The following is a 24,398-nucleotide window of genomic DNA, read 5'->3' on the forward strand; positions in this document are numbered from 1 at the left end:
GAGATCACGGCATAAGCCGTAAAGCCATTGCGCAGGGAAGGCCGGGTGTTCACCGCTGCCCTGTATGCTCGTGTGCATTTTGTTTTGTGCAAACCGCACGCGAGACCGCGGGTGCAGCGCGCACCCGGTCTTCCCTGCGCCCTCTCGTTTCGAGGGCAAGGAAATTTCTGGCAAAGCTCGGACGCAACGCGTCGCGAGATCGCGAAGGTGTCTTCAGTGCTCAGTGCAGCAACAAAGAACGCCCGTCGTCCCGGCCTTGAGCTCAGATGCGCAATTGCGCATCGGGGGACCCATAACCACAGGGAGAAGTTTTGCGAATGGTCTCTGCTACCGAGGCTTTATTGAGGGATCACGCGGTATGGGTCCCTGCGTTCGCAGGGACGACATGAAGAGGCGACGTTGCGCCTCTCAATCGAACAAGCTCGAAACCGATTCTTCCGCCGCGGTACGGCCGATGGCTTCGGCGATCAGCGGCGCGATCGAGAGCGTGCGGATGTTGGCGGCTTTGTTGACCGCTTCCGTCGGCAGGATCGAGTCGGTGATGACAAGCTCTTTCAGCCTGGAGCCGGCGATGCGGGCGGCGGCGCCGCCCGACAGCACGCCATGGGAGATGTAGGCGTAGACTTCCTTGGCACCGTTGGCGATCAGGGCGTCGGCCGCGTTCACCAACGTACCGCCGGAATCGACGATGTCGTCGATCAGGATGCAGGTGTAGCCGGCGACATCGCCGATCACGTTCATGACTTCGGATTCGCCGGCGCGTTCGCGGCGCTTGTCGATGATGGCGAGCGGCGCGTTGATGCGCTTGGAGAGGCCGCGGGCGCGCACCACGCCGCCGACGTCGGGCGACACCACCATCACATTGGCGAGGTTGAAGCGCTCCTTGATGTCGCGCACCATCAGCGGCGAGGCGTAGAGATTGTCGGTCGGGATGTCGAAGAAGCCCTGGATCTGGCCGGCATGCAGGTCGAGCGTCATGACGCGATCGATGCCGGCATGCGTGATCAGATTGGCCACCAGCTTGGCCGAAATCGGTGCGCGCGAGCCGACCTTGCGGTCCTGCCGGGCGTAGCCGAAATAGGGGATCACCGCCGTGATGCGGCGCGCGGACGAGCGGCGCAGCGCATCGGTGATGATCAGCAATTCCATCAGATGGTCGTTGGCCGGAAACGACGTCGACTGGATGATGAACGCGTCCGAGCCGCGCACGTTCTCGAGCACCTCGACGAAGATTTCGTTATCGGCAAAGCGGCGGACGCTGGCCTTGGTCAGCGGCAGATCCAGCCCTTCGGCGATGGCCTTCGCCAAAGCAGGGTTCGAATTGCCGGCGACCAGCTTGATGGAGCCGTTCTTGGCGGACATCGAGGCCTCTCCCCGCGCCTTGCTGGATACGACGTTCAGCATCTGGGATACCTGTAAACCGGCGGGTTTCGATGCGCGAGGAGATATCAGGCAGGTGGCGCGGCTGGCAACCCGTCGCAGCTGTTTTCCCGGTTAAAAATGAGCCGATACGGGACTTTACGGGGTAGGCTTAATGGCTGCTGAAGCCGAGCGCGGCGACACCAAATACACCCTCGGCGGGTGCTGTCTGCTCCACACTCGCGACCGCGGAGCCGCGGCGGCCGGGCGAGGGGGCTGGCGCCGGCTGCGGTGCTTCCGGCGCGCCGTTGATCATGCCGCTGAGGCCGCTAAGGCCGGCCTGCGCGATTTTCCGCAGCACGAGATCGTCGGCGGCGGCCCAGGCGTCGCGTCCGGCCTTGCCCGCCGGTTCCTCGCCGGACAGCCGCAGCGCGCGCTGCTGGTTGTTGTCGTAGACGTCCCAGACCCAGGCGATCATGGTCTTGCCGCGCACCACCTGCGCCGAGAGATAGCTGCGCACGCGGTAGGAGGCGCCGCCTTCGCGCGAGACGATCTGCAGGTTCCGCAGCTTCGATTCGCTGTCGATGACGCCGACCATGCGGTCGAAGACGTGCGGCGGCGGGCCGTCGATCGATTCAAAGGCCACGGTCGAGCCGCCGCCACTGGTCGCCATCGCGAACGATCCGCTCGCCGCGCCGCCACCGGCGCAGCCGCCCAGCGCACACGAAACGGCGAGCAGCGCCGCGGCGATAATCGCACGCGGGGATCGCAGGCAGGAGGCTGGGATGAGGTCCCTCATTGCCCTGCGATATCGTTAAAATGCATTAAGGTCTAGGGCAGGGGATGGCGGCCTACTCAGAAAGCCCGGCGCTCTGGCAGGACAGCCACACCTGGTCGAACATTGGACCGGACTCTCGCTTTATCGCCGGGCCAATCACGGCATTTTCACGATGGGGCCGCATCGGCGAGATGGTGCTTCATGGCGGTCGACATCCATTCCCATTCCCGGTTCGGGCTGCTACTCGGCGATTGGCCCCGCAGGATGGCAACCAACTCCCAATAGCGGCCCGCGCGCGCGTCATGGTAATCATATTTGGCACGCAACCAAGTTCGGAAATCCGGATCGGGCTTGCGCTGCGTGAGTCGGGCCGAGATTTCCACCCATTCCCTTGCAAGTGCCTGGCCGGCTTCCGAAGTCGGTTCAAGGCCGCGCGCGATGGCGTCCTTGGCCTTGACCAGGATGGCGTCGCCTTCGGTCTTCCAGGCGATGGGATCGAAGGTCGCGTCGTCCCAGATGTCCTTGGCATTGTTTCGCATGTTGGCCGCAAATTCGGGATCGCGCAGCATGCCCGAAAGCTCGATCCAGGCGTCACACTGCTCGGGCGTCGGGTCTTCGGGCAGTTCGGGGACGCTGTCTTCGATCATCTGGCGCATCCATTTGGGATCGATGTTCACGCCGTCAGAGACCCGTTCGTAATAAGCTTCGACGACGCTAAGCCGTTCATCGCGCGACAATTTGGTCATGGTCCAGAATCTCCTCAAATCGGCTTCGGTCAGTTCGGGCGAACGAAGCGCCGCACGCAGCGCCGCCGCGATCCGGCGTTGCGCTGCGATTTCGGCCTCGAGCGCCCGCAGGCGAAGCGTCAGTGCTTCGGTCAGCGAAAGCTCCTTCGACAACACCTCGCGAATGGCATCGAGGCCGAGGCCGGCGTCCCGCAGGCAGCTGATAAGGTCGAGGCGGACGAGCTCGCTATCGGTGAAGACGCGATAGCCGCTCTCCGTTCGCCCTGCCGGCGGGAGCAGTCCCTGGTCCGAATAGAAGCGCAGTCGCCGAACGGACACTCCGCTGAGGCGCGACGCTTCGCCGATGCTGTAGGTTCGATGTGTCATGCCGCGGGTTGTGCAGCCTCCACCCAGTGGAGAGTCAAGGCTGGATTCCAGCTCTCGGAGATGATTACGGAATTGCGCTGGCGGAACTCAGTCGGTCAGCGCGATGGCGTGAACATGCCTTCCGTAATCCGGCTCTTTCCGATGCACCGAGCGGCGGTAGCTGTAGAAGCGTTCGTCGGAATAGGTGTCGACGCCGATGTCGTCGATCATCAGCACGCCGGCGTTTTCCAGCCGCATGCGGATGTAGCCGGCAAGGTCGAACATCGAATGGCCGGCGCGCTCGGAGGCAATGAAGTAGGCGGCATTGCCGGCGTCGGCATCCAGAAAACGTTCGACGAATTCGCCGCCGACCTCGTAGGAATGCTGGCGGATCAGGGGGCCGATCGCAGCGACCGTGCCGGTGCGGTCGGCGCCGAGTCTTTCCATCGCATCCACGGTGGATTCGATGATTCCGGTCAGCGCCCCCTTCCAGCCGGCATGGGCCGCGCCGATCACGCGGGCCGTGGGATCGACGAACAGGATCGGCCCGCAATCGGCTGCGGTGACGCCGATCGCAAGGCCTTCGGTGCGGGTGACCAGGGCGTCGGCGCGCGGCTTGTCCCCGGTCCAGGGGCCGGTCGCCACCACGGCATCGGGCGAATGGATCTGATGCACGCTGATAAAACGATCCGGTGCGACGCCCATCTGCTCGGCCATCCGGCGGCGATTTTCCGCGACGTGGGCGGCATCATCGTTCGAGCCGAGGCCGCCATTGAGGCCCTCGTAAATTCCGCCGGATACGCCGCCCTCGCGGGTGAAGAAAGCGTGGCGCAGGCCCGGAATGGCCGAAAGCAGCGACGATCCGTAGGTCATGACGCCTCTTCGTCGGCAGATTCCTGTTCGTCGGACAGGCCCGCGACAGAGGTGAGATGCGGCTCCGTGATCGCCAGCACCTTGAACATCGAGCCCATGCCGCCGCGGCCACTATCGGTCAGCCGCTTCAGCGCATTGGAAATATCGGCGGAAACTTCCGGTGTGGTCTTGCCCATCAGCGTCAATGCGCGGGTCTCGATGCCGAGCCGCTTGAGGAACTCGCCCTGCGTCACCGGACCGTGGGTGCGCGCGCCCATATCTTCGGCGGCGCGCACCAATGCCTGGAAATCGACATGAGCGGTCACGTCGGCCTGTCCTGGATTCTTCAGGGGATCGGTGAAGCTGTGGCGGGCGATGGCCTGGAAGGTGTCGCCGGCGTCGCTGCGCAGATGGCCGTAATCGATGATCAGCGCAGCGCCGTCCTGTTCGCGCACGCGCCTGGCGATCTTCATGATCTCGGCGTCGGGCCGCCATTCGAACACGGCGCCGATCGGGGCGGCACGCACCAGCGGCGGCAGCAGCACCTCGAAGCGGGGGGTCGGTTCGTCGGCGGCCGCGAATACCAGCTTGCCGCCGTCGTCGAGCTTGATCACGCGCTCATGCCAGCCGGTCTCACGCTTCACCACCTGGTGAATCGGCAGCACGTCGAAATACTCGTTGGCGAAAATGACCGCAGGGCCCTCGGGCACGTCGTCGATGCTGTCGTGCCAGCTGAGATTGCGCACGCCCGACAGCGTCGCGCTTTGCTTCTCGCGCAGCACCGGATTGATCTCGACGAGGTGTGTGCTGAGCGACTGATAGAGCGGCGGCAGCACCCGCAGCGCACGCAGCGCGTCCGCCATCATGGTGCCGCGGCCGGGCCCGAGCTCGACCAGCCGCAGCGTCGGCGGCGAGCCGATCGCCTTCCAGACCGAGGCGGCCCACAATCCGAGCAGTTCGCCGAACATCTGGCTTACTTCGGGCGCGGTGGTGAAATCGCCCTCCCGGCCGAGCGGATCGCGCGAGACGTAATAGCCGTGTTCGGGATGCATCAGGCACAATTCCATGTATCGCCAGACCGGCATCGGGCCTGACGATTGGATTAGCTTCCTGATCTCGGACTGCAGCGGCGAATATTCGGTCACGGCCTGCCTTGCCTTAAATGGACTTCTGCGAATGCTCCGGCGCCTTGCGCCATGCCATCACCATCAGGATGGCTCCGGCAATGATCATCGGCACCGACAACAGCATACCCATAGTTAGCCCGCCCCACAAAAATCCGAGCTGCGGGTCCGGCTCACGGAAGAACTCGCTTATTATTCGGGCAATTGCGTAGATCGCGATGAAGCTGCCGAGGATCAGGCCCGGCCGCTTCAGGGCGCCCATCCGAATCATGACCGCCAATATCGTAAACAGCAGGATGCCCTCGAGCGCCGCCTCATAGAGCTGGCTGGGGTGCCGCGGCAGCGGCCCGCCATTGGGGAACACCATCCTCCATGGCACGCTGGAATCGGCCGGCCGGCCCCACAATTCGCTGTTGATGAAGTTGGCGAGCCGCCCGAGGAACAATCCGATCGGCCCGACGCCGGTGGTGATGTCGCCGAGCGACAGGATCGAGATGCCGTGTTTGCGGCAGAACAGCATCACCGCGGCGACGCAGCCGAGGAAGCCGCCGTGAAACGACATGCCGCCGTTCCACAATTCGAAAATCTCGGCCGGGTGCTGCGCAAAATAGGCGGGATTGTAGAACAGCACGTAGCCGGTGCGGCCGCCGACGATGATGCCGATGGTGACCCACAGGATGAAATCGTCGAGCTGCACCAGCGTGATCGGCGCCGGCCCGCCCCATAATTTCTCGCTCTTGACCAGCGAACGCGCATAAATCCATCCCAGCACGATGCCGCCGATATAGGCCAGCGCATACCAGCGGATTGCGATCGGTCCGATCGAGAGCGCGATCGGATCAAATACCGGAAAGGCGATAGTGAGGAATTGCATCTGGCTCACAGGGCTTTGGTGTAGACGGCATAGGCCACGCCGAAGATCGGCGGGGGAGCCTTGTATCGGAATCTTGCGATCAGGTGGCGAGGTTGCGGCGATACAGCGCCAGCAGCCGCTCCCAATGCCGCTCGGCGGCGTCGCGGTGATAGACCGGCCGCTTCGGGAAGGCGAAGCCGTGATGGGTGCCGGGGAAAACCTCGACCTCGTTGTTCGATCCCTTCATGCCCTGCTTCAATTTCTCGATGATCTCGGCCGGCGCGTAGATGTCGGTTTCGGCGCAGGCGAAGTACAATTCAGCCTTGGTCTTGCCGGCGGCAATATGCGGGCTGTCCGGCTGGTCGGTCGCCAGATGCGTGCCGTAGATCGAGGCTGCGGCTTTCACCTGGTCCGGAAAATGCGTCGCCGCGTTGACCGCGTAGCGGCCGCTCATGCAGTAGCCGACGGTACCGACGATGGCGGTGTTCGCGGCCTTTTGGGTCGCGGCATAGGCGAGCAGGGCCTTGGTGTCCTCCATCACCATGGGAATATTGATCGAGGCCATGAACTCGAACATCCGCTTGCGCTCGGGCGCCTCAGGATCCGGCGGAATCGGCCCCAGCTCCATCACGCCGGAGCGGTAGTACATGTTGGGCAGCATCACGTAATAGCCTGACGTCGCGAGCCGCCGCGCCATGTCGCGCAGTTCCTCGCGGATCGCCGGCGCATCCATGTAGAACAGGATGACGGGAAACGGTCCGCCGCGCTCGGGATGGGTGATGAAAGTGGTGGTCTTGCCGTCCTTGGTCTGGATGTCGATCTGCTGGTCGATCATGTGCGTTTCTGTTTTCTGATTCTGGTTTTTGGGGGGCGGCGTTCGGTACGATTGCAAGGAAAGGAGGGCATGACAAGGCAAACGGACATCACCTTGGCGTTGAACGGCACTCTTGAACCCGGGCGTCTGGATCGCCATTGTCTTGGTGGAAGCAGATCCAGTTGCAGCGACCGGAGCGTTTAGCGATGACCCAGACCAACAATCGGTTTTTCGACGAGATCGGCCGTTTGATGAACGACGCTGCCGGCGCCGCCCAGGGCGTCAAGCGCGAGGTCGATGCGGTCGTTCGCAACCAGGCCGAACGCATCCTGCGCGACCTCGACCTCGTCAAGCGCGAGGAGTTCGACGCGGTCAAGGACATGGCCCGGCTGGCGCGCGAGGAAAACGAGGCGCTGAAGACCCGGATCGCGGCGCTGGAAGCCAAGATCGGCATTTCGCCGCCCGCGCCCGGTCCGGACAACCCGAAGACGGACTTCTAGGACTCGGCCAGGTACGGTCTCTCCGTTCGTTCGTCCGTACGGGGCAGCGGGCAGGGAGAGGGCACACAATGCTGCCTGCCCCTGCGTCCAGAGCCCGCAGAAAAATCCCCTGATTTCCTTGTCATTTTGGCGCTTTGGGGCTAAAAGCCCGCCACGTCCGCAGCCCCCGCACCCCTGGAGGCTTGCTGTCGGACGCTACCGGGCCGCGTTGCGGCCTTTAACTTTTTAGAAAACAAGGACTTAACACGATGGCGACCGTCAAGGAATTGAAGGCGACCGCGCGTCCGCAGAGCGGCAAGGGGGCCGCCCGGGCAGAGCGTCGCGCCGGGAGAGTTCCCGGAGTGATCTATGGCAACAACCAGCCCCCCGTGACCATCTCGGTCGACGATGCCGAACTGCGCCAGCGCATTCTGGCCGGCCGGTTCCTGACCACGATTTACGACATCGATCTCGAGGGCAAGAAGCACCGCGTGATTCCGCGCGACTTCCATCTCGATCCGGTGCGTGACTTCCCGCTGCATGTCGACTTCATGCGGCTCGGTGAAGGCGCCACCATCCGCGTCAGCGTTCCCCTGCATGTGGTCAACGGCGAAGTCTCGCCCGGCGTCAAGCGCGGCGGTACGGTCAACATCGTCACCCACACCATCGAACTCGAGTGTTCGGTCGACAATATTCCGCAGTACATCGAGGCCGATGCCAGCACGCTGGAAATCAGCCACTCGCTGCATCTGTCCGACATCAAGCTGCCCGCTGGCGTGAAGTCGCTGTCGCGTGAAGATGCGACGCTCGTGACCATCGTGCCGCCGTCCGGCTACGCCGAAGAACTCAAGGCGGCTGCGGCGGCTGCTGCTGGCGGTGCTGCGGCTCCCGGTGCTGCTCCGGCGGCGGGTGCGGCTGCTGCGCCCGCAGCGGGTGCTGCTGCTCCGGCGGCTGGTGCGAAGGCGCCCGCGGCTGGCGCCAAGGCGCCTGGCGGCGACAAGAAGAAGTAAGCGAACGCGGGATGCCGCGTCATGCGCCTGTTTGTCGGCCTCGGTAATCCCGGCGCGAAGTACGCGAACAACCGGCATAATATCGGTTTCGCGGTCGTCGATGAAATTGCGCGGCGTCATGGTTTCGCACCATGGCGCCGCCGTTTTCAGGGCGAGACGTCGGAAGGCACGCTGGAGCGCGAGCGCGTGGTCCTGCTCAAGCCCACGACCTATATGAACGAGTCCGGGCGCGCGGTGCAGGAAGCCGCGAACTTCTTCAAGCTCGGGGTCGGCGAGATCATCGTGTTTCAGGACGAGCTCGAACTGCCGGCGGCGAAAGTACGCGTCAAGGTCGGTGGCGGCATTGCCGGCCATAACGGGTTGCGCTCGATCTCCTCGCATATCGGCAACGACTATCGCCGGGTGCGGCTCGGGATCGGTCATCCCGGCGTCAAGGAACTGGTGCACAGCCACGTGCTGTCGGATTTCGCCAAGAGCGATCGGCCCTGGGTCGAGGCGCTGTGCGAGGCGGTCGCCGACAATGCCGGACTACTTGCGACGAACCACGACTCGTCGTTTCAGAACAAGGTGCATCTGGCGCTGCAGTCCAAGGGATTTTTCGACAAGGGCGATGACGGCGCTGCGTAACGCGCCGCCGACCGCCAGCAACAGACTTCAGGACACGTCATGGGATTCAAATGCGGTATCGTAGGCCTGCCCAATGTCGGCAAGTCGACGCTGTTCAACGCGCTGACCGAGACTGCCGCGGCGCAGGCGGCGAATTATCCGTTCTGCACCATCGAGCCGAATGTCGGCGAGGTGGCGGTGCCTGATCCCAGGCTCGACAAACTGTCCGCGATTGCCAAGTCGGCCCAGATCATCCCGACGCGGCTGACCTTCGTCGATATCGCGGGCCTGGTGCGCGGTGCCTCCAAGGGCGAGGGCCTCGGCAACCAGTTCCTCGCCACCATCCGCGAGGTCGACGCGGTGGCGCATGTGGTGCGCTGCTTTGAGGATTCCGACATCACCCATGTCGAAGGCAAGATCGCGCCGCTGGCTGATATCGAGACCATCGAGACCGAGCTGATGCTGGCCGATCTCGACAGCCTCGAGAAGCGCGTCGACAATCTTACCAAGAAGGCCAAGGGCAACGACAAGGACGCCAAGGAACAGCTCGACCTCGTCAACCGCGCGCTGGTGCTTCTGCGCGACGGCAAGCCGGCGCGGTTCCTCGAACGCAAGGCGGAAGAAGAGCGTGCCTTTGGCATGCTTGGCCTGTTGACGTCGAAACCGGTGCTGTACGTTTGCAACGTCGAGGAAGGCTCGGCCAAGGACGGCAACAGCTTTTCCAAACAGGTGTTCGAGCACGCCAAGAAAGAGGGTGCGGTCGCGGTGGCGATTTCGGCCAAGATCGAATCCGAGATCGCGACGCTGTCACGCGAGGAGCGCGTCGAGTTCCTCGATACGCTCGGCCTCGAAGAGGCCGGCCTCGACCGCCTGATCCGCGCCGGCTACCAGCTGCTCGACCTCATTACCTACTTCACCGTCGGGCCGAAGGAGGCCCGCGCCTGGACCATCAACCGCGGCACCAAAGGGCCTGCGGCGGCCGGCGTAATCCATACCGATTTCGAAAAGGGCTTTATCCGCGCCGAGACCATCGCCTATGCCGACTATGTCGCGCTGGGTGGCGAAGCCGGCGCGCGCGATGCCGGCAAGCTGCGGCTGGAAGGCAAGGAATACGTCGTCGCTGACGGCGACGTCATGCATTTCAGGTTCAATACCTAAGCATGAACCGGAAAAGTGGGTACCGGTTTTCCGAACGGATCATGCTCGAACAAGAAATAAAGCGGGATGACTGTTAGTCATCGCGCTTAATGCGTCTGGCCCTGGTCGCGGATCGCTCCGAGGTGCTCGTTGATGCGGAACACGATCAGGATGAATTCTGCGGCGATGCGTGAGAACACCACGCCGACCACGACGCTGGCGATCGAGGACAGCAGCACGATGAATCCGCCGAACGGGCTGATCGCCATCGCAGCGAGGCCGGAGAAAATGCCGGATATGCCGAACAGCACGATCAGGCCGATCACCAGCCAGTAAAAGGTCTTGATGATCGTGGGCGTGATAAAGCGGTCCCACTGAAACAGGTCCTGAAAATCGAACATCGGTGGTTCTCCCGGCAAGTCGAAAAGTGATTCGCGTCCAGCCTCGCTCCTGAGCGCACAGGGCCTAGCTCCGAATGCGGTCCCGAGCAAGCCGAAGACGCGCACCGGTTGCAACGGTGTTCGCCCGTCGGGCACGAGCCATGCGGGTGGGCGGCTTGAGATTGCTGCAAATAACGGCCACAATCGGGCTTCCGCACTGTAAAATCCCATCATGACAACGCTCACCTTCGAAGATTTCAAACCCGGCCATTTCGGTACGTTCGGACCGCGCCACGTCACGCGCGAGGAGATCCTGGCTTACGCTGCGGAGTACGACCCGCAGCCGATGCATCTGGACGAAGCGGCCGCAGCCAAGTCGATGCTGAAGGGCCTCTCCGGGTCGGGCTGGCATCTTTGCTCGATCATGATGCGGATGATGTTCGACGGCTTCATCGGCCGCACCGCGTCGATGGGCTCGCCGGGCGTCAACGAGATGCGCTGGCTGTCACCTCTGCGGCCGGACGATGATCTGACGCTCGATATCGAGGTCGCGGAGGCGCGAGTTTCGCGCAGCCGTCCCGAGACCGGCATCGTGACGTTCAAGGGCGTGGTCAAGAACGCCGCCGGCGTGACGCTGTGCGAGATGGTGTCGCCGATCATCGTGCGCCGTCGCGCCGATGCCGCGGCGGAATAGGATCTTCGATGCGTTTCTTTGAGGACATTGAAATCGGTTCGCGGCGTGAACTCGGATCGTTCACTTTCACGGCCGAGCTGATCAAGCAATTCGCCGCGCAGTTCGATCCGCAGGCGTTTCACCTCGACGAAGAGGCGGGACGCCAATCGCTGTTCGGCGGGTTGGCGGCGTCGGGATGGCATGTCGGCTCTGTCTGCATGAAGCTACTGGTCGCCGACGGCCAGCGCCTGACGCGGGAGGCCGTCGCGCGTGGCGAGGAAGTCGCGGTCTGGGGACCGTCGCCCGGCTTTCGCGAACTGCGCTGGATCAGGCCGGTATTGGCCGGTGACACCATCAGTTTTTCGAGTGTCGTCGAAACCAAGCGCACGTCGGACAAGCGTCCCGAATGGGGCATCCTGCAGGCCCGCAATACCGGCGCCAACCAGCGCGGCGAACAGGTGTACTCGTTCTTGGCCACCGCGTTCGTGCCGCGGCGGAATCCTGGTTCCTGACCCGAGCCGGTATGCTTAGCGAACCGCTTCTTGGTCCGGGCGCCGTTTACCATTCTGCGAAGCAATTTATTTGCTAACACATTTTGAACTTTCTGCCTGCCATATGAGACTGAGGGGAAGTACCGAGGGGATGACCATGGCAGATCGCAGCCACCTGAAACTTGTCGGCTTTATTTTCGCTACCATCACGCTCGGCGTGATGCTGACCACCGTGATGGTGGTGAAGGGTTATGCCGATGGCGGCTACACGCTCGAGAGCACGTCGTCCGTCCAATAAGGTCAGGCTTTGCTAACCATGGCGCTGGATCGTACCAGCACTTGGAACCGCGCGACCTTAAAGCTGTGCCTGCCCGTCGCCGTGTCAGCTGTTCCAGATCAGCGTCATCAGCACCACCGCAACCGTCAGCAGTCCGACGAACCGGACCATGAGCGTGCCCATGCCATGTGCCGAATGCGGCAGTGGATGGGTGTTGTTGGGCTGACTGTTTTGCATCTCGTATCCCTGGAAGTTTGCCTACCGTTGGTGGCGGCACCCGTCCCTTGATCCCGACGCGCTGCTTATAAAGTTCAAAACAGCCACATATCAAACAAAACCGCCGCCTTCTGTTGAAGAAGACGGCGGGTGTAGGATTTTTGCAACGGTCTGGAATCAGTAGAAGATCCCGGATCAGCTGTTGCGCAGCCCATCGGCGGCGCGCTTCCACTGCGTGACGTTGTCGGCGATCATGCGCGTCGACTTCATCGCCGCCTGGCTGAGCTGCGCATAGCCGGAGATTTCGCGCTGAACGCGCTGGCCTTCGGCATGCAAGAGATCGCGCAGGCTTTCGAGTTCCGAAATCAGCTTCTCGATTTCAGCAAGCGAGGTGCCGGCGACGCGCTGGATCAGCGAGTTGACGTTGTTGACGGTGGCTTCCGCGGTGGCATCGAGCGGCACAGTTTCCGCGGCACCGGCCGGCGGACGGCGCAGATAGGCGATGTCGTTGCGGACGAAGTCGCGGATCCCGGCCTCGACTTCCGAGACCGCGGCGAGGTTGCTGTCGACGGCATCCTCAGTTGATTCAACTTGTTCGGTTCGATTGGTAGCGTTCATCGGCCATTCCTCTGTTTCGCGAAAAGCGAGCGCGGACGTCCCCCGCACGACGAAGTGAAGCGTTCCTATCAGTAGTGTGGAATTTGTCTGCATCTGGGCCAATATGCGGCAATGCTGCATCATTCTGAAAAGGATTGGCGAAGAGGCGCAGGGGCTTACCAGCTGCGCTTGAAGCCTGCGCCAAAGCTCTTGTTAACGACGCCCGACGGGGTCTCGCCGACCGAACCCGAGATGGTGACGCCGTCGAACAGTTTCTGTTCGGCGCCGACCTTGCGCAGCCATTTGTCGTCCGAGGTCGACAGCGTCTGGCCGGCCACGAAGCTGGTGCCGGTATCGGCGATGCTCAGTCGCGCCGACTGGTCGGTCTCATAGCTGCGGGTCGGATGGCTGATGATGCCGGGCACCGGAACGATACCCTGCTGGATCAGATTGTAGCCATTCTGCAGCGTGAGCGAGTATTGCTCGCTGAGCGGCAGCGATTTGCTCAGGGAGGTGCCGAGCCTGCTCTGGTCCGCCCCGGGATCGACGCGGGCTTCGACTGACGTCTTGTCCCAGATCGAGCCGACACCCGGCGCTGTTATCGCGGCCCAGGCGGTGCCGGACGATTGCGGCAGGCTGCCGCCATTGGCGAGCTTTTCCGACAGTAATTCCTGGGCCGTCAGCGTGCCTTGCCGGGCAACCGTCATGTCGGCGCCGATCCGCGCGTCCCAGAACGGGGTCAGCGTCTGCTTGACCGACACGGCGGAGCTGCCGTTCGCCTTTTCGTTCGCCGACCAGGCCGTGTCCGGGCTGGTCGCGGCTTTCGACGCGGCGCGGGTCTTGGCGGCAGGCCCGGTCAGGGGCGCGGCATCGAGATCGAGCTGGCTCCAGTCGAGCTTGGAGACGTCGATATCCTTCATGATATCAGGGTCATTGACATCAGGCGCTACCGCGACGCCAGGCGCCGCTGCGACGTCGGGGGCCGCTTCTTCCGCCGGCTCTTCGGTATCTTCATCGGCGGGCGGCGTTTGCGCCGCCACGGCCAGCACCGCGCCCAGACTGAAGCCGGCCACCAGCAACGGCAGCCTTATCCAGCCAAATCGTGTCGTGGAAGTCATAACCCGCCCGCATTCCAAATCAGGTGCAGAATGCGTTGGCGGTGGTACGAAATTATGGCGAGGGCGCATTCGCGCGCCCTCGCACTCCGTCATGTCCGGGCCACAGCGCCGAGTGCAGCTTCGCAAGCTCGATCAAGCGCGAAGCGCGTCGATACGCCTTTGTCGCAACCACGTCTTCCAGGGGCTGTGAGGAGGACGTGGGTCCCCGCGATCTCCAGCGCGAAGACGCGCTTCGCGCTTTGGCCCGGCCATGACGAAACGGATTGGTGCGGGCTAACTAGACCGCCATTCGCGGCAGATGGATGGGATAACCCACCGCCTGCTCGACCAGGTCGAAGGTGTCGACCAGCACCCGGAGGTTGGTCAGCTTGCCGGCCTTGAACTGCGCGAAATGCGCAACCCGCAGGCTGATCGGCTTGTTGGAATCCAGCGCGGTCAGCGAATAGCGCATCATCGAGGCGGCGGAATCGACCCCCAGCATGATCGACTCGCGGTCGAAGCGATGGACGCGGATGTTCTCGGCGATCTGCCGGATCACCTCGATCACGGCCGCCTTGCCCCGGCGCGAACCGAAGAACGGAAACATGTCGATCGGGCCATAGATCGCCCAATCGACGTCCTCGTCGAGCAGGGCTTCGAGATCGGCGGGCTGGCGTTCATTGATCGCACGATGCAACGCGCGCGAAAAACGCCAGAGACTATGCTCTGTCATTTGATTTCGTCCTTGAAACTGATTCAAACGGCAACGGCCCAGGGGGCGTCCGCGTCGACGCCGTGCAGTTGCTAAATTCTCGCCGCTAAATTCATTCGTACACTAACAATAGGCGTTTTTCGCTAAAATACAACCGACGTTTTTGCATTGCACAAATGCAGGATTTTCCGTGTTTTTACCGCCCCTGGCGCCGCTTTTACCGCTCCCGGCGGCGCACCGGCTCGCGCTCGATGGCGATTTCGGCGTCCTTGATTGCGATCACGCCGAACAGCAAAGCGCCCGCGATGCCGCCGATCGCGGCGCCCAGCGGCATGAAGGTGAAGAACACCAGCATGCCGTTATAGCCCTCAAAACTCGTGACTTTAAAGATTTCGACCCAGGCCAGCCCGGCCCCGATTCCAAGCGCTGCACCTCCCAGCGCCCCCAACGCCAAACCAAGCAGAGCCAGCAACGCGATCTTCATATGTTCTTCTGTCCCGGAAAAAGCCTTGTGGTGTGTCGCCGCCGGGGCGGTGAGGTTCAACGTCGCCGGGAAAATAAGGCGGGCTGTCATTCCGGGATGGTCCGCAGGACCAGACCTCAGGTGCGCAATTGCGCACCATAGTTCGATGCTTTGCATCGCCCCGGAATGACGTCGTCTAGATTTCTACCAGCCTCTCTCCCCTCAGGATCGCGCTGACATCGCGCTCCAGCACCTGCTCGACCATGTCGAAGGTGTCGATGATCTCGCGGATCTGGGCGATGCGGCCGTCGCGGAAGGTATAAAACGCCGCGATGTCGAACTGCACCATCCGCTGATTGCTGCGCTTGCGGAAGAACACCCGGATGTTCGCCGCCACCCTGTCGCCCTCGGCGACCAGGATCGGCACCTCGCAGCGCATCTCGGAATAGCGGGCGCGGACGGTTGTCCACATCTCGCGCATCGCGGCGGTGCCCCGGCGATGTCCCATGTGGGGAAGCAGATCGACCGGGGCGTTGGCGACGAACGCGACATCGTCGGTGCAGCGCGCCAGCGACCCCTCGATGTCGCCGGCATAGTAGACGTCGAGGAAATTCAGTAGGCGCTGCCGATGCAGGTCCGCGGTCATCCAGTCTTTCTCCGCCGAGTTTCAACCTGCCCCGCGGGCGGCCGATCCCACAGCGAACGCCATAACACAGCGGCCGATCCGCAAAAGCAGGCACAAAGTCTGACGTCGCCAGCGTGGAAACGGTTCACTACCGTGAGCTGTGGTTGGTCAACCTGCGCTTGTCCTGGCCGGCGCGGCTAAGCGGTGTGTGAATTGTGGATTCGAATTTCAAAGAGCGAGGACGACGCAGTTATTGCGGACGACGCGGATATAGTTTCGCATTCTCGCGACGCATTGCGCCCGAGCTTTGCTGGAAACTTCTCGCCCTCGAAATCAGAGGGCGCAGGGAATGCCGGATGCGCGCTGCACCCGCGGTCTCGTGTGCGAATTGTGCTAAGTAGGCTGCACACGAGCATACAGGGCAGCGGAGAGCATCCGACATTCCCTGCGCAATGGCTTTACGGCTTATAACGTGCTCTCCCCGGTGAGACGGCCTCTATTGCCACCGTCGTCCCTCGGAAGCGTTAGCTCCCGCAGGACTTGACGCCGTTACGGGCGCCAGGACCACACGCTTTCGCCGTACGCTTCAGCCGCGACCGTCAATCGCAACCTCAGCGTCCACCGCAACCCGCCCCTCGTCGTGACGACGGCCGACGCCCCTCTGAGTGGGACGGGATGGATGAGAATGTGCCGGTGATTTGGGTCCATGGGAAGCAGAATATTTTTGATTTTCGGAAATTTTGGGCTTGACATGATTTCCGTAAATCAGAAGTGATTTGCCCGTCGTGCCGTTTTGCCGCAGCTGACCACTATTGTAATCGTCGTCCCGGCCTAGTGCGCAATTGCGCACGGGGGCCGGGACCCATACCCACCAGCGGCAATCGGTACAGACGCTGGTCGTTATCTTCTTCACCAACGTCCGCCGCGGCGTATGGGTCCCGGCCTTCGCCGGGACGACGTAAGTCACCCCTGCGGGCCCACCTTGCGCGTGACGAGATCGATGATGAATTTGCCGCGCTTCTCGTAGCCTTCAGGCACATAGGCCTCGCCGCGCGAGAGCTTGCCGAAAATTTCCTTCGGCCTGGGAAACCCCTTGCGGCAGGCCTTCCCGATCGTTGCCGCGTCGGCATGGCGAACCGTCACGGTCACTGTCTGCGGCCGCGGCCCGGCCTTGATGTCGGAGATCTCGAAATATTTCGAACGTTCCTTGCAGGTGACGACGTTGGCGCCATAGGCGCGGATGGAATCCACCGCGGTGATCAGAAAATCCGGGGAGATGCTGACGTTCTTGCTGTAGTCCTGGGTGAACACGAACTCCGCGACGCCGGTTTCCAGATTGCCCTGGCCGATATGGCCGGTGATGCACATCAGCCAATCCTGTTGCGCGCTCTTCGCCAGAGTGATGCAGTCATTGACCTGCGAACCCGGTTGAAAACTCCTGAAGATGGTCTTGCCGCCGCTCTGCTCGAACACGACGGCGCCGCCATTATCGGTCGCGTGCGGCTCGCATCCGCTCTCGTAATTGACCACCAGCAGGAGATTGCCCGCGGCGATGAACCTTCCGCTATGGCGATCGCTGGTCAGCTTGACGTCGCATTCGCGGTTTCCCGCGTCAGGATAATTCCTGGCCCGCGTGCAGGTCGATTCCTTGATGTCGGCGGCGTCGCAAAACGTCGACAGCAGCGCACGGTCGGCATCGTCAGCGCGAGCCGGGCTGGCGAACAGGCAGGCGCCGGCAAGGGCCAGCGCGACGACGGCAGGAAACTGTTTCGGCATCGGGCGGATCATGCTTTCGGTCGGCGGGAACAATTAGCTCATGTCGGCTTGGTCGGTGCAAGGCGGGGCCGCGTTCACGCCGGGAACGAGTACGGCCTGTCCCGCGTTTCTCCTGCCATACAATGGAGAATCTGATGACCAAACCGCTTGAAAAAACCATTACGCCCGTTCCCGAGGAGAACAGGAGTCACAAGGGCCCCGGCAGCACGCCGACTGTGCCCGTCGATACCACCAAGGGCCATCGCGACGACGAGAAGAACAACATCCGCGAGCAGGGCGACCATGGGAATATGACGCAGAACACGAGTAACAGAAGGTCGGGGTAATCGCTTCAACCTCGCCCCGCTTGCGGGGAGAGGTCGGATTGCGAAGCAATCCGGGTGAGGGGGTACAGGTGTCTCGAAAATTCCCGTTCGGAGAGAGGCCCCTCACCCCGACCCTCTCCCCGTAAGAACGGGGAGAGGGAGAAGACCGAGCCCGGATCGTTCGGCGTGACACGCATCACGTCACACCCCAGCGCGACCACCTATCCTGGCGGCATCAACGTCCCCAAGGGGACCACAGGAAGCCGCCGCCATGAACGCCATCACCGCCCCGAAATCCAGCTCGCGGAACCGTCTCGAAGGTTTCGTGCTGACCGCGCTGTTCCAGGGCTTCCCCACCTTCGCCGCGGCCGCGCTGATGCTCAAGCTCGTCGGCAGCCACGAAATCGTCGGCCAGCGCTACGGCGCCGCCATCTTCGTCGTGCTGGCCGCGCTGTTTTACGCGCTGTTGACGCCGTGGCTCGCACGCAAATTCCCGAAGCGGTTCGGGCAGGGCTTCGAACCGCTGTTCTTCGACGCCAGCCTGTCCTTTATCGAAAAGATCGCGCGCTGGCGGACCCAGCCGGTGACCTCGCTGCAACTGGTAACCAACGTGATGCTGCTGTCGCTGCTGGCGGTGGGGATCGCGAGCGTGGGGTAGGGCTCGTCATTCCGGGGCGATGCGAAGCATCGAACCCGGAATCCATTACCACGATTGTGAGTATGGATTCCGGACAGCCGCTTCGCGGCTTCCGGAATGACGACTTAATGATTGATCGCTACCTCTTCTTCCACCCACCCCGATGCCCCGGCGCACCGCCACTGGAACGCGGTGCCGGCCCGAACTCGGGGCCTGATTGCCGCGAGTCGGTGGGTTGGAAGATTTTGGTGCTGCCGCCGATGTCGGGCTTGCGCGGCTTGGCGCCGCTGGGGCGGTAGGGCAGGGATTCCGGGCCGTGCATTTCGTCGAGATGGGGTTTGTGGACTTTGGAGGTGGAGGGACCGCCCGTGCCGACAGATTTCACCCCACCCCGCGCGCCTGCGGCGCGCGACCCTCCCCCTCCAGGGGAGGGTGAAGAGAAGCCGCCGCGCTTCTTCGAGGCGCTGGCCGGTAAATTCGCGGAGTCGCCGTATTTCTTCGTGCCCGCGTACGCACCAGCCTTTGCCGCCACCCCGCGCTGCTTGATGGTGGGATCGTCCACCACCGCAAGCTCTGTCGCGCGGAGGCGTTTGACTTCGTCGCGGAGTCTCGCGGCTTCCTCGAAGTTCAGGTCGGCGGCGGCTTCGCGCATTCTTGTTTCGAGATCGTTCAGCACGGTCTCGAAATTGTGGCCGATTGAGATGACGTCGTCGGCCATGCCGCCGTCGCCGATTTCCACCAGCACATGGTCGCGCTCGTAGACGCTGTTCATGATGTCGCCGATGGATTTCTTGATGCTTTCGGGCGTGATGCCGTGGGCGGTGTTGTATTCGACCTGCTTTTCGCGGCGGCGGTCGGTCTCGGCGATGGCGCGCTCCATCGAGCCGGTCATCTGGTCGGCGTAGAGGATCACCTTGCCGTCGACGTTGCGCGCCGCGCGGCCGATGGTCTGGATCAGCGAGGTCTCGCTGCGCAAAAAGCCTTCCTTGTCGGCGTCGAGGATCGCGACCAGCGCGCATTCGGGAATGTCGAGGCCCTCGCGCAGCAGGTTGATGCCGACCAGCGCGTCGAACGCGCCGAGACGGAGATCCCTGATGATCTCGATGCGCTCAATCGTGTCGATATCAGAGTGCATGTAGCGCACGCGAATACCCTGCTCATGCAGATATTCGGTGAGGTCTTCCGCCATTCGCTTTGTCAGCACCGTGATCAGCGAGCGATAACCGGCCTGCGCGGTGGCGCGGACTTCGCCGACGAGATCGTCGACCTGCGTGCGGGCGGGGCGGATGTTGACCGGCGGATCGATCAGGCCGGTGGGGCGGATCACCTGTTCGACGAACACGCCGCCGCTCTCGTTCAGCTCCCAGCCTGATGGCGTCGCCGACACCGCGACCGATTGCGGGCGCATCATGTCCCACTCCTCGAAGCGAAGCGGGCGGTTGTCCATGCAGGAGGGCAGCCGAAAACCGTATTCGGCCAGCGTCGCCTTGCGCCGAAAATCGCCTTTGAACATGGCGCCGATCTGCGGCACCGTGACATGGCTTTCGTCGGCGAACACAAGCGCGTTGTCGGGGACATATTCGAACAGCGTCGGCGGCGGCTCGCCGGGGCGGCGGCCGGTGAGGTAGCGCGAATAGTTCTCGATGCCGGCGCAGCTTCCCGTGGCTTCCATCATTTCGAGATCGAAGGTGGTCCGCTGCTCCAGCCGCTGCGCTTCCAATAGCCGGCCCTGGTTGTTGAGCTGGTCGAGCCGCAGCTTCAATTCCGATTTGATCGACTTGATCGCCTGCACCAGCGTCGGGCGCGGCGTCACATAGTGCGAATTGGCGTAGATCTTGATGAATTCGAGATCGTCCTGCTTGTGGCCGGTGAGCGGATCGAACTCCTCGATATTTTCGACGGTGTCGCCAAACAGGTTCACGCGCCAGGCGCGGTCTTCATAGTGGGCCGGGAAAATGTCGATGACGTCGCCGCGCACACGGAAGGTGCCGCGGGTGAAATCGGCCTGGGTGCGCTTGTATTGCAGGGCGACGAGGTCGGCGATCAGCTGCCGCTGGTCGATGCGCTCGCCCTTCTTCAGCGCGAAGGTCATCGCGGTGTAGGTCTCGACCGAGCCGATACCGTAGATGCACGACACGGACGCGACGATGATGACGTCGTCGCGCTCCAGCAGCGCGCGCGTCGCCGAGTGGCGCATGCGGTCGATCTGCTCGTTGATCGAGGAGTCCTTTTCTATGTAGGTGTCGGTGCGCGGTACATAGGCTTCGGGCTGGTAGTAGTCGTAATAGCTAACGAAATATTCCACCGCGTTGTCGGGGAAGAAGCTCTTGAACTCGCCATAGAGCTGCGCCGCCAGCGTCTTGTTCGGCGCCAGAATGATGGCGGGGCGCTGCGTCGCCTCGATCACCTTGGCCATGGTGTAGGTCTTGCCGGAACCGGTGACGCCAAGCAGCACCTGGGTGCGGTCGCTGCGGCTGATGCCCTCGACCAATTCCTTGATCGCGGTCGGCTGGTCGCCCTTCGGCTCATACTCGGACTTGATCTCGAAGCGCACGCCGCCTTCGGATTTTTCCGGACGGGGCGGGCGGTGCGGCGTCCAGACCTTCACGCCGCCGCCCTCGCCCTTGAATTCCGGGCGGCCCTCGCGGATCAGATCTTCCAGCGCATCGGCCGTGGCCTGCACACCGAGCGCCTCCATCTTGTTGCGCGGCGGCCGCGCCAGCGCAGCGGCGTCCTCTTCCTCGGTGGTGAAGCCGAATTGCTTGGCGAGTTCCGGATCGAGCGTCGGGATCGTGGCGGAGGTGCCGTAATTGGCTTGCGGGGCTTCGTCGAGGCCATCCGGGTTGCTTCGTGCGCCCGGCGGCTGCGGATTCGGGCGCAGCGGTTGCGGATAGGGATCGGCGGAACTCGGCGGGAAGTTCTTGGGCGTCGACGATCGCGCGCGATGCACGGCGGCTTCGCCGCCGGAACGGCGGTCCTTCGAATTATCCGGCGGCGGCTGCAGGCCGGTGCCCGAGCCCATGCCGGCATCGCCGCGGTTGATCGCGGGATTGAGCAGTTCCGCCAAAGCGGGACCGATCGGCTGAACTTCCGGCCGAGAAGCCTTAGAACTCGGGGCTTTGGATTTCGGGGTTTTGCCGGATTTTTTGGGGGAGTCGGGTTTCTTCGCCATGGGGCGAATATGGGGCCAATCGGCGCGCGAAAAAAGGGCAAAGCCGGCGCTGATTCACCTCGTCATGCCCGGCCTTGTGCCGGGCATCCACGTCTTGGCTGCATGTGTCAAAAAGACGTGGATGGCCGGGACAAGCCCGGCCATGACGGTGTTGACTATTCCAATGTCAGCAGATGTCAGCGTCAGGCGAAGACGTCGCTGGACTCCTGAACCGACGCGGCAGGCGAATCGGCCTTGACGATGTCGAGATGGATGCCGCCGCACTTCGTGCAGCGCATGGTCAGTATTCGGCGCCGGCCTTGCCGGGGATGATGCGCAGCACGGCGAGGGAGGCGCTGCATTGCGGGCAGTTCGACATCACCTGCCTGGATGGCTGCGCCGGCGGATTTGGTTCGGGGGACTGTATCGCAGCCGCCTGTTTCAGAGCGACGCCGCCGTGTAGCGCTGCCGGTTGTGGTCGATATGGGCTTTCGCATCCGCGATCGCCGCTTCCGGATCGGACCATGCAAAGCCGACTTCGAGCGTCGGAAACGACAAGCCATCGATGACGACCGGCGCGAGATCGGCTCGTTGTATCCTGGCGTGCCATTGCCCGCTCCCCGCTTCGAACGACTGAATTTCAAAGCCGCCGTAAATCATGGCTGAACTCCCGGGATCACGATCGCCCCCGCGATCATCCGGGCCTGAGCAGACCATGGTTTTTCGACGGCCGGTGTGAACCGGTTCACATCTCGCGGATTTTTGCGGAAGCGGGAACTTCAGCGGCGGGCGGCAATGTGATCGGCGAGCACGGCGGCATCGTCGCCGACGCCCGACAAAAAGGCGGAATACAGCTTCGACAGATAGGGCAGGCCGAGGAAGTAGAGCCCCGGCACCTCTGACACGCCACCCCGATGGACCGGTTCCCCGCTGCCATCCCTGACCGGAAGGTCGATCCAGCTGAAATCGACGCCGTAGCCGGTGGCCCAGATCACCGCATGGATGTCCGACTTGCCGAGGTCGAGCCGCCGGATCGGGTCGGTGACGCAGGGCGGGTCGGCCAGCACGGTACGGGCGGCGGGGTCCGCGGGCAGATCGAGGCCGTGCTGTTCGACGTGGGCGTCCAGCATGTCGAGGAAGCCGGAATAATAGAGATCCCCGTTGGCGAGATTCTCGGCGAGACCAGGGGCAATATCGAGCACGCCGTCGCGCGCCGCCTGCACCCGTCCCAGCAGCGTGATGCCGTCGGCGGCGAATCGACGGAAGTCGATGGTGTAGCCGCCATAGGCGCCCGTGATCGAGGGGTTGACCCGGATCGGCCCGCGCTGCTCCGCCGTCATGTCGAACAGGCGAAGGGCGCCGAACCACCAGGTCAGGTCCTGCCCACGATAGCGGCGCGGCATCCTGGTGTGCTGGCCGACCGAAAGAAAAACGCGGCGGCCGGCGCGATGCAGTTCGTCGGCGATCTGCGCGCCCGACGCGCCCGCGCCAACCACCAGCACGGCGCCCGGTGGCAGCTGGCCCGGATTCCGGTAGCTGCTGGCATGGACCTGAAACACCGGATGATCGCGCAGCAGATCCGGCATCAGCGGCTGCTGATAGGGCCCGGTCGCGACGACGACGTTGTTGGCCTCGATGGTGCCATCCGTGCTCTCGGCGATAAAGCCGGCGTCGCCGCGCTTCAAATGCGTCACCTCGACGCCGCAGCGGATTGGCGGCGCGATGAATTCCGCAAAGGCGTCGATGAACTCCACGATCTTGCCTGATGTGGCGAAGGCGTCGGGATCGCTGTGCGGAAAGGCAAAATCCGGCAGTTGCACCGACCAGTTCGGAAACTGGAATTTCAGCCCGTCCCAGCGCTCGCTGCGCCAGCGCTCGGCGATGCGCGCCCGCTCCAGCACCAGATGCGGGATGCCGCGCTGCTTGAGCCGGTAGCTCATGACAAGCCCGGCCTGGCCGCCGCCGATCACAAGCGTGTCGATGCGTTCAATTGGCATGGCGCGGGCCTTTGCGGCGGGCGGCGGGTTCGGCGGCCGCGCGGATAATCCAGCGCCGGAACGCGACGAAGTCGCGCTGGCCCGTGCGGAATTCGCGATAGACCAGGTACCAGCGCATGCCCTTGGGCACGCTCAGCGCAAACGGCGCCACCAGCCGTCCGGCGGCGAGGTCGTCGTCGATATAGGGGCGGATGCCCATCGCGATGCCGAGGCCGTCGACCGCGGCCTGCAGCGCCTGGCCGTAGAACTGAAACTCCGGTCCGCGCGCGCTGACGCGGGCGACGCTTGCCGCCTTCAGCCATGACGGCCAATCGTCGGGCGAATGCGCAACGCGCAGCAGCGTGGGCCCCTTCAGATCGCCGGGCCGCTTGAGCGAGCTGGCAAGGCGGGGCGCGCAGACCGGCAGCAGGTCGGCCGCGAACAGCGGCTCGGCGATCAGCCCCGGCCATTCGCCGTCGCCGAGCTGGATGCCGCAGCTCCAGTCCTCGCCGAACGGGGCGGCCGCGCCGCCGGTGGTGATGCGCACGTCGATATTGGGCTCCTGCTTGTGGAAATCCGCCAGCCGCGGGATCAGCCAGCGCATCGCAAAGGTCGGCCCGACGCCGATGGTCAGCACGCGGACGGAGGAGGGCGCGGTGACCTGCGCGGTCAGGCTCGCCAGCGCGTCGAAGATCGGCGTCAGCCCGCTCTGATAGGCGCGCCCGGCGGCCGTCGTCACCAGGCGGTTGGCCTTGCGCTCGAACAGCGCCACCCCGAGCCGGTCTTCCAGGAGATGCACCATCCGGCTGACTGCCGCCGCCGAGACGTTGAGTTCGCTACCTGCCGCCGCAAAGCTGCCGCTGCGCGCCGCGGCCTCGAACGCCTTGATGCCGTTGAGGAAGAGCAGCCGTCGCATATA

At 63.4% G+C, this 24,398-nt stretch carries 28 protein-coding genes; 9 read left to right on the forward strand and 19 right to left on the reverse strand.

Annotated features, from left to right (window positions below; translation table 11 throughout):
• Nucleotides 1-408 precede the first annotated feature (408 nt).
• The 7 genes from JQ597_RS35600 to JQ597_RS35630 all read right to left on the reverse strand — a co-directional run bounded on the left by JQ597_RS35600 (nucleotide 409) and on the right by JQ597_RS35630 (nucleotide 6,892).
• On the reverse strand, nucleotides 409-1,362 hold the full coding sequence (locus JQ597_RS35600) for a ribose-phosphate pyrophosphokinase (protein ID WP_212270090.1): 954 nt from the start codon (nucleotides 1,360-1,362) through the stop codon (nucleotides 409-411).
• Nucleotides 1,363-1,531: 169 nt separating this feature from the next.
• On the reverse strand, nucleotides 1,532-2,158 hold the full coding sequence (locus JQ597_RS35605) for a hypothetical protein (RefSeq protein WP_212270062.1): 627 nt from the start codon (nucleotides 2,156-2,158) through the stop codon (nucleotides 1,532-1,534).
• 146 nt (nucleotides 2,159-2,304) lie between these two features.
• On the reverse strand, nucleotides 2,305-3,249 hold the full coding sequence (locus tag JQ597_RS35610) for a MerR family transcriptional regulator (protein ID WP_212270063.1): 945 nt from the start codon (nucleotides 3,247-3,249) through the stop codon (nucleotides 2,305-2,307).
• Between the two features lie 87 nt (nucleotides 3,250-3,336).
• On the reverse strand, nucleotides 3,337-4,101 hold the full coding sequence (gene pgeF, locus JQ597_RS35615; RefSeq protein WP_212270064.1) for a peptidoglycan editing factor PgeF: 765 nt from the start codon (nucleotides 4,099-4,101) through the stop codon (nucleotides 3,337-3,339).
• Nucleotides 4,098-5,225, reverse strand: a complete 1,128-nt coding sequence (locus tag JQ597_RS35620) for a class I SAM-dependent methyltransferase (RefSeq protein WP_212270065.1) — start codon at nucleotides 5,223-5,225, stop codon at nucleotides 4,098-4,100. Before JQ597_RS35620 ends, pgeF begins: the two co-directional genes overlap by 4 nt.
• 13 nt (nucleotides 5,226-5,238) lie before the next feature.
• On the reverse strand, nucleotides 5,239-6,078 hold the full coding sequence (gene lgt / locus JQ597_RS35625; protein WP_212270066.1) for a prolipoprotein diacylglyceryl transferase: 840 nt from the start codon (nucleotides 6,076-6,078) through the stop codon (nucleotides 5,239-5,241).
• A gap of 79 nt (nucleotides 6,079-6,157) precedes the next feature.
• Nucleotides 6,158-6,892 (reverse strand): dienelactone hydrolase family protein, encoded by a 735-nt coding sequence (locus JQ597_RS35630; protein ID WP_212270067.1) that lies wholly within the window; start codon nucleotides 6,890-6,892, stop codon nucleotides 6,158-6,160.
• A gap of 185 nt (nucleotides 6,893-7,077) precedes the next feature.
• Here JQ597_RS35630 and JQ597_RS35635 point away from each other — a divergent pair, with 185 nt between their 5' ends.
• The 4 genes from JQ597_RS35635 (at nucleotide 7,078) to ychF (ending at nucleotide 10,124) form a co-directional block, all read left to right on the forward strand.
• Entirely contained in the window at nucleotides 7,078-7,371 is a 294-nt protein-coding gene (locus tag JQ597_RS35635) for an accessory factor UbiK family protein (RefSeq protein WP_212270068.1), read from the forward strand.
• 248 nt (nucleotides 7,372-7,619) lie between these two features.
• Nucleotides 7,620-8,360 (forward strand): 50S ribosomal protein L25/general stress protein Ctc, encoded by a 741-nt coding sequence (locus tag JQ597_RS35640; RefSeq protein WP_192737673.1) that lies wholly within the window; start codon nucleotides 7,620-7,622, stop codon nucleotides 8,358-8,360.
• A 21-nt stretch (nucleotides 8,361-8,381) separates the two neighbouring features.
• Complete coding sequence (gene pth / locus JQ597_RS35645; protein WP_212270069.1) at nucleotides 8,382-8,987, forward strand: aminoacyl-tRNA hydrolase; 606 nt, start codon at nucleotides 8,382-8,384, stop codon at nucleotides 8,985-8,987.
• Between the two features lie 39 nt (nucleotides 8,988-9,026).
• Entirely contained in the window at nucleotides 9,027-10,124 is a 1,098-nt protein-coding gene (gene ychF, locus JQ597_RS35650) for a redox-regulated ATPase YchF (RefSeq protein WP_212034260.1), read from the forward strand.
• 86 nt (nucleotides 10,125-10,210) lie between these two features.
• Here ychF and JQ597_RS35655 read toward each other — a convergent pair whose 3' ends face one another.
• A complete protein-coding gene (locus JQ597_RS35655) occupies nucleotides 10,211-10,504 on the reverse strand; it encodes a DUF4282 domain-containing protein (RefSeq protein WP_192737670.1) in 294 nt (97 codons plus the stop codon).
• 211 nt (nucleotides 10,505-10,715) lie between these two features.
• Between JQ597_RS35655 and JQ597_RS35660 the strand changes: the two genes are divergently transcribed.
• The 3 genes from JQ597_RS35660 (at nucleotide 10,716) to JQ597_RS35670 (ending at nucleotide 11,945) form a co-directional block, all read left to right on the forward strand.
• Nucleotides 10,716-11,177: a MaoC family dehydratase gene (locus JQ597_RS35660; RefSeq protein ID WP_212270070.1), complete on the forward strand. Its 462-nt coding sequence runs from the start codon at nucleotides 10,716-10,718 to the stop codon at nucleotides 11,175-11,177.
• An 8-nt stretch (nucleotides 11,178-11,185) separates the two neighbouring features.
• Nucleotides 11,186-11,668, forward strand: a complete 483-nt coding sequence (locus tag JQ597_RS35665) for a MaoC family dehydratase (protein ID WP_212270071.1) — start codon at nucleotides 11,186-11,188, stop codon at nucleotides 11,666-11,668.
• A 136-nt stretch (nucleotides 11,669-11,804) separates the two neighbouring features.
• Nucleotides 11,805-11,945, forward strand: coding sequence for a hypothetical protein (locus JQ597_RS35670; protein WP_212270072.1), 141 nt, complete (start codon nucleotides 11,805-11,807; stop codon nucleotides 11,943-11,945).
• 84 nt (nucleotides 11,946-12,029) lie between these two features.
• Here JQ597_RS35670 and JQ597_RS38190 read toward each other — a convergent pair whose 3' ends face one another.
• The 7 genes from JQ597_RS38190 to JQ597_RS35700 form a co-directional block, all read right to left on the reverse strand.
• Nucleotides 12,030-12,161 (reverse strand): hypothetical protein, encoded by a 132-nt coding sequence (locus tag JQ597_RS38190; protein ID WP_283813481.1) that lies wholly within the window; start codon nucleotides 12,159-12,161, stop codon nucleotides 12,030-12,032.
• A gap of 174 nt (nucleotides 12,162-12,335) precedes the next feature.
• On the reverse strand, nucleotides 12,336-12,758 hold the full coding sequence (locus JQ597_RS35675) for a hypothetical protein (RefSeq protein ID WP_212270073.1): 423 nt from the start codon (nucleotides 12,756-12,758) through the stop codon (nucleotides 12,336-12,338).
• A 155-nt stretch (nucleotides 12,759-12,913) separates the two neighbouring features.
• Nucleotides 12,914-13,855 (reverse strand): hypothetical protein, encoded by a 942-nt coding sequence (locus JQ597_RS35680; protein WP_212270074.1) that lies wholly within the window; start codon nucleotides 13,853-13,855, stop codon nucleotides 12,914-12,916.
• A gap of 277 nt (nucleotides 13,856-14,132) precedes the next feature.
• Nucleotides 14,133-14,567, reverse strand: coding sequence for a nuclear transport factor 2 family protein (locus JQ597_RS35685; protein ID WP_212034265.1), 435 nt, complete (start codon nucleotides 14,565-14,567; stop codon nucleotides 14,133-14,135).
• Between the two features lie 196 nt (nucleotides 14,568-14,763).
• A complete protein-coding gene (locus tag JQ597_RS35690) occupies nucleotides 14,764-15,030 on the reverse strand; it encodes a hypothetical protein (RefSeq protein WP_192737663.1) in 267 nt (88 codons plus the stop codon).
• A gap of 175 nt (nucleotides 15,031-15,205) precedes the next feature.
• Nucleotides 15,206-15,655, reverse strand: coding sequence for a nuclear transport factor 2 family protein (locus JQ597_RS35695; protein WP_212270075.1), 450 nt, complete (start codon nucleotides 15,653-15,655; stop codon nucleotides 15,206-15,208).
• A 942-nt stretch (nucleotides 15,656-16,597) separates the two neighbouring features.
• The gene (locus JQ597_RS35700; RefSeq protein ID WP_212270076.1) at nucleotides 16,598-17,410 is read right to left on the reverse strand and encodes a hypothetical protein; all 813 of its coding nucleotides are present in this window, start codon (nucleotides 17,408-17,410) and stop codon (nucleotides 16,598-16,600) included.
• A 134-nt stretch (nucleotides 17,411-17,544) separates the two neighbouring features.
• On the opposite strand from JQ597_RS35700, the gene JQ597_RS35705 reads away from it, so the two are divergent.
• Nucleotides 17,545-17,736, forward strand: a complete 192-nt coding sequence (locus tag JQ597_RS35705) for a hypothetical protein (protein ID WP_212270077.1) — start codon at nucleotides 17,545-17,547, stop codon at nucleotides 17,734-17,736.
• 250 nt (nucleotides 17,737-17,986) lie between these two features.
• Nucleotides 17,987-18,373, forward strand: a complete 387-nt coding sequence (locus JQ597_RS35710; protein WP_212270078.1) for a hypothetical protein — start codon at nucleotides 17,987-17,989, stop codon at nucleotides 18,371-18,373.
• 118 nt (nucleotides 18,374-18,491) lie between these two features.
• Here JQ597_RS35710 and uvrB read toward each other — a convergent pair whose 3' ends face one another.
• The 4 genes from uvrB to JQ597_RS35735 form a co-directional block, all read right to left on the reverse strand.
• Nucleotides 18,492-21,524 carry an excinuclease ABC subunit UvrB gene (gene uvrB / locus JQ597_RS35715; RefSeq protein ID WP_212270079.1) on the reverse strand — a complete coding sequence of 1,011 codons (3,033 nt, stop codon included), beginning with the start codon at nucleotides 21,522-21,524 and terminating at the stop codon, nucleotides 18,492-18,494.
• Nucleotides 21,525-21,944: 420 nt separating this feature from the next.
• Nucleotides 21,945-22,163, reverse strand: coding sequence for a hypothetical protein (locus JQ597_RS35725; protein ID WP_212270080.1), 219 nt, complete (start codon nucleotides 22,161-22,163; stop codon nucleotides 21,945-21,947).
• 119 nt (nucleotides 22,164-22,282) lie between these two features.
• Nucleotides 22,283-23,500 carry an NAD(P)-binding domain-containing protein gene (locus JQ597_RS35730; protein WP_212270081.1) on the reverse strand — a complete coding sequence of 406 codons (1,218 nt, stop codon included), beginning with the start codon at nucleotides 23,498-23,500 and terminating at the stop codon, nucleotides 22,283-22,285.
• Entirely contained in the window at nucleotides 23,490-24,395 is a 906-nt protein-coding gene (locus JQ597_RS35735; RefSeq protein WP_212270082.1) for a LysR substrate-binding domain-containing protein, read from the reverse strand. The genes JQ597_RS35730 and JQ597_RS35735 overlap by 11 nt, the downstream gene beginning before the upstream one ends.
• Nucleotides 24,396-24,398 lie beyond the last annotated feature (3 nt).

This window comes from Bradyrhizobium sp. AUGA SZCCT0177 (assembly GCF_018130125.1).
Lineage (GTDB): Bacteria > Pseudomonadota > Alphaproteobacteria > Rhizobiales > Xanthobacteraceae > Bradyrhizobium.